At 70.0% G+C, this 4508-nt stretch carries 4 protein-coding genes; 3 read left to right on the top strand and 1 reads right to left on the bottom strand.

Annotated elements, in window-relative coordinates; genetic code table 11:
- Positions 1-185: 185 nt before the first annotated feature.
- The gene (locus tag B3E91_RS10770) at positions 186-590 is read right to left on the bottom strand and encodes a hypothetical protein (protein WP_287029410.1); all 405 of its coding nucleotides are present in this window, start codon (positions 588-590) and stop codon (positions 186-188) included.
- A gap of 81 nt (positions 591-671) precedes the next feature.
- Between B3E91_RS10770 and B3E91_RS10775 the strand changes: the two genes are divergently transcribed.
- From B3E91_RS10775 to B3E91_RS10785, 3 genes are all read left to right on the top strand, one after another.
- Positions 672-1037: a MerR family DNA-binding protein gene (locus B3E91_RS10775; protein ID WP_287029412.1), complete on the top strand. Its 366-nt coding sequence runs from the start codon at positions 672-674 to the stop codon at positions 1035-1037.
- 113 nt (positions 1038-1150) lie between these two features.
- On the top strand, positions 1151-2911 hold the full coding sequence (locus B3E91_RS10780; protein WP_287029492.1) for a SulP family inorganic anion transporter: 1761 nt from the start codon (positions 1151-1153) through the stop codon (positions 2909-2911).
- A gap of 137 nt (positions 2912-3048) precedes the next feature.
- Positions 3049-4404 (top strand): 8-oxoguanine deaminase, encoded by a 1356-nt coding sequence (locus B3E91_RS10785; RefSeq protein WP_287029413.1) that lies wholly within the window; start codon positions 3049-3051, stop codon positions 4402-4404.
- Positions 4405-4508 lie beyond the last annotated feature (104 nt).

Below are 4508 nucleotides of genomic sequence, written 5' to 3' on the forward strand. Positions count from 1 at the left end.
GCCGTAGGGGGTGCCTTGCGCAGCTTCGCCGGTCTGCCGGTGCGCGCGGCCCACCCTGCGCATTTACGACGCCAATGTAGGGTGGGGCGAGTTGTCGCGCACTGCGCGCCTCGATACATCCTCCGGGGCTGGCCGTAGGGTGCGCCATGCGCACCTTCCGCGTTCCGCCGGTACGCGCGGCGCCCCTATGGCTTCGAGGTGCGCAGCGGCAGCAGCTGCGCCACGCCCCAGGCGATCTCCGCGAGCAGGAACGGCAGCAGGATCAGGCTCGCGCCCTGGCTCAGGGCGTAGGCCTGCCAGAGCGCGAACAGCACCCGCCCGGCGGCGTCGTAGCGGCCCAGGCGCACCTGCGGATCGCGGATGCGCAGCACTGCCCAGACGCAGACGATCGAGCCCATCAGGTTGGCCATCAGCAGCTGCACAGGCCCGAATTCGCCCAGCTCGCCGGGAATCCCGAAACGCGCGGCGATGGCCGCCAGGGCGCCGTGCAGCAGGACGAAGGTCCAGGGCGTGGCGAAGGCGGCGCTGACGATCAGATCGTACCAGGCGCTGGCGCGAACCAGTTGGCGATAGTGTTGCGTGCTCCACATGGGCGAATCCTCGGATGAAAGAGCGCGCAGCCTGGAGCCTGGAGTAAGCTCCAGGGTCAAGCCCTTTTCCGGAGTCCCGCCATGCGCATCGGCGAACTGGCGCAAAGCACCGCGGTGAGCCGCGACAGCCTGCGTTTCTACGAACGCCTCGGGCTGATCGGTTCGCGCCGCAGCGCCAACGGCTATCGCGACTACCCGCTGCAGGCCCGCGAGCTGGTGCTCTACATCAAGACCGCGCAACGCCTGGGTTTCAGCCTGGCCGAGATCGGCAGCAACCTGGCCGGCGTGCAGTGCGCCAGCGACCCGGACGCCGCCGTGCGCGTCCTGCTTGGCGACAAGCTGGCGCGGGTCGACCAGCAGATCGACGAGCTGCAGCAACTGCGCGCGGAATTGCAGAAACGCCTGGGCAACGACTGCCCGCTGGGCCGTGACGAAGGGCCGGGCTGAATGCGCCGGTACGGAACGATCGCCACGCAACCCGCTCCCACAGTCGAGGCCAACGACGGCCAGACGCAGACGAGGGCACTACCCTGGAAAGCCTGATCAAGCTGTTCCCCTGGCTGCGAGCGGTAAACCGCAGCAGCTGGGGCCCGGACCTCGGCGCCGGCCTGCTCGGCGCGGTGTTGGCGCTGCCGCAGGGCGTCGCCTTCGCCACCCTGGCCGGGCTGCCGCCGCAGTACGGCGTGTATGGCGCGGTGCTGCCGTGCATCATCGCGGCGCTGTTCGGCTCCAGCCGGCACGTGGTGACGGGACCGAACAACGCCAACTCGCTCGCCCTGTTCGCCGCGCTGTCGCCGCTGGCGCTGGCCGGCACGCCGCAGTACATCGACCTGGCCCTGGCGGTGACGGTGATGGTCGGCCTGCTGCAGCTGCTGGTCGGCGCCTTCCGCCTCGGCGCGCTGGCCAATTTCATCTCGCCCTCGGTGCTGCTGGGGTTCATGTCCGGCGCGGCGGTGCTGATCGGCCTGTACTCGCTCAAGGATTTCTTCGGCATCGTGCTGCCGCGCGACGGCTCGCCGTACTTCCTGCTGCACTACATCCTCCAGCACCCGAGCGCCATTCACTGGCCGACGCTGGGCATCGGCCTGCTCTCGCTCGGCGCGACCCTGCTGCTGCGCCGGCTGCGGCCGCGCTGGCCGTACATGCTGGTGGGGCTGCTGGCGGGTTGCCTGGCGGCGTTCGTCATCGACTGGCTGAAGCCCGGCCTGCACGCCGGCATCAGCACGGTGGGCGCGATGCCCTCGGCGCTGCCGCCGTTCCATTTGCCGGACGTCGGTTTCACCGACCTCGCCAACCTGTCGTCGATCGCCGTGGCGCTGACTCTGGTCGCGCTGGGCCAGTCGCTGTCGATCAGCAAGGCGCTGGCGCAGCGCTCAGGGCAGCGCATCGACGTCAACCGCGAGTTCATCGGCCAGGGCCTGGCCAACGGCATCGGCGGCTTCTTCTCCTCCTACGTGTCCTGCGGCTCGCTGAACCGCTCGCTGCCCAGCTACGAGGCCGGCGCGCGCACGCCGCTGGCGGCGGTGTTCTCGGCACTGCTGCTGGTCCTGCTGGTGAGTTTCGGTGGCGCCCTGATTGCGCAGATTCCGCTGGCGGCGATTGCCGCGATGCTGCTGCTGGTGGCCTGGAACCTGGTCGACGGGGCGCGCTGGCGGCACGTCCTGCGCACCAGCCGCAGCGAGGCGCTGGTGGCCGCGGTGACCTTCATGGCGACCCTGACCATCCCGCTTGACCGCGCGGTGCTGCTCGGCACACTGGTCTCGCTGATGGTCTACCTGTACCGCTCGGCACATCCGGCGGTGCGCGTGCTGCTGCCCGACCCGAACGATCCGGGCCGCCGCTTCACGCCGCTGGAAGACCTGCATCCGGTGCCGGAGGAGTGCCCGCAGCTCAAGCTGGTGCGCATCGAAGGCTCGATCTTCTTCGGCGCCGCCGCGCACGTCGGCGACTACCTGCAGCAGTTCCGCGACCGGCACCCGCAGCAGAAGCACGCGCTGTTCATGACCAAGAGCATGAATTTCATCGACCTGGCCGGCAACGACCTCTGGGAACACGAACTCAAGCAGCGCCGCAGCGCGGGCGGCGACCTGTACTTCCACCGCCCGCGCGCGCCGGTGCTGGAGCTGTTCGCCCGCAGCGGGCTGCTCGGCCGCCTCGGCCGCGACCACGTGTTCGCCTCCAAGGACCAGGCGCTGAAGGCGATCTACCCGCACCTGGACTCGGCGATCTGCCGCACCTGCAACGCGCGCGCCTTCACCGAATGCGCGCAACGCGCCGCACAGGCCCCTGGGACGGACCCGCCGCTGATCGCCCGCCAGTGAAAGGGCCGCCGCCAAGGGATGACAACGCGCGGCGAAGCCCTTATCTTCGCCGCGCCCTCCACCAAGAAGGCACCTGGATCAGCAGACAGGAAAACTGAGCTGGCTAACCTGAACCTACACGTCAGAGGAGCCGGCCCATGGCTGCTACCCGCATCTGGATCAAGAACCCCCTCGCCCTGTTCACCGCCACGACCTCCACCGCCACCGGCGGCCTGGTGATCGAGGACGGCGTCATCGTGCAACTGCTGGCCGCCGGGGAAGCGCCCGCCGCGCCCTGCGGGCAGGTCTTCGACGCCCGCGAGCACGTCGTGTTGCCGGGGCTGATCAACACCCACCATCACTTCTACCAGACGCTCACCCGCGCCTGGGCGCCGGTGGTCAACCAGCCGCTGTTCCCCTGGCTGAAGACGCTCTACCCGGTGTGGGCGCGGCTGACACCGGAAAAGCTCGCGGTGGCCAGCACGGTGGCGCTGACCGAGCTGCTGCTCTCCGGCTGCACCACCGCGGCGGACCATCACTACCTGTTCCCCGACGGCCTGGAAGAGGCCATCGACGTGCAGGTCGAGGCGGTCCGCGCGCTGGGCATGCGCGCCATGCTCACCCGTGGCTCGATGAGCCTCGGCGAGAAGGACGGCGGCCTGCCGCCGCAGCAGACGGTGCAGCAGGGCCAGGTGATCCTCGACGACAGCCTGCGGCTGATCCGCCGCTACCACGAGCGCGGCGACGGCGCCCGGGTGCAGATCGCCCTGGCGCCCTGCTCGCCGTTCTCGGTGACCACCGAGATCATGAGCGCCAGCGCCGCGCTGGCCGAGGCCGAGGACGTGCGCCTGCACACCCACCTCGCCGAGACGCTGGACGAGGAGGACTTCTGCCTGCAGCGCTTCGGCCTGCGCACCGTGGACTATCTGGACAGCGTCGGCTGGCTCGGCCCGCGCACCTGGCTGGCCCACGGCATCCACTTCAACCCGGACGAGATCGCCCGCCTCGGCGCCGCCGGCACCGGCATCTGCCATTGCCCGAGCTCGAACATGCGCCTGGCTTCGGGCATCTGCCCGACCGTCGAACTGGAAGCGGCCGGCGCGCCGATCGGCCTGGGCGTCGACGGTTCGGCCTCCAACGACGCTTCCAACATGATCCTCGAGGCCAAGCAGGCGCTGTACCTGCAGCGCCTGCGCTACGGCGCCGAGCGAATAACCCCGGAACTGGCGCTGGGTTGGGCCACGCGCGGTTCGGCGAAGCTGCTCGGACGCCACGACATCGGTGAGCTGGCGCTGGGCAAGCAGGCGGACCTTGCGCTGTTCAAACTCGACGAACTGCGCTTCTCCGGCAGCCACGACCCGCTCTCGGCGCTGCTGCTGTGCGGCGCCGACCGCGCCGACCGGGTGATGGTCGGCGGCCAGTGGCGGGTGATCGACGGCCAGGTCGAAGGCCTCGACCTGCCGGCGCTGATCGCCCGCCACCGCGAAGCCGCCAGGGCACTGATCGCCGGCTGACACGGCCGTCCGATGGCGAGGGGCAGCCCCCTGGTCCAGGCGCCGTAGGGGGATGACGCCGTTTTCATCCACCGTTACCGCGCCCGGTGGATCGATGAAGCGCG

The organism is Pseudomonas sp. UBA6310 (genome assembly GCF_002438225.1).
Taxonomy (GTDB): domain Bacteria; phylum Pseudomonadota; class Gammaproteobacteria; order Pseudomonadales; family Pseudomonadaceae; genus Pseudomonas_O; species Pseudomonas_O kuykendallii.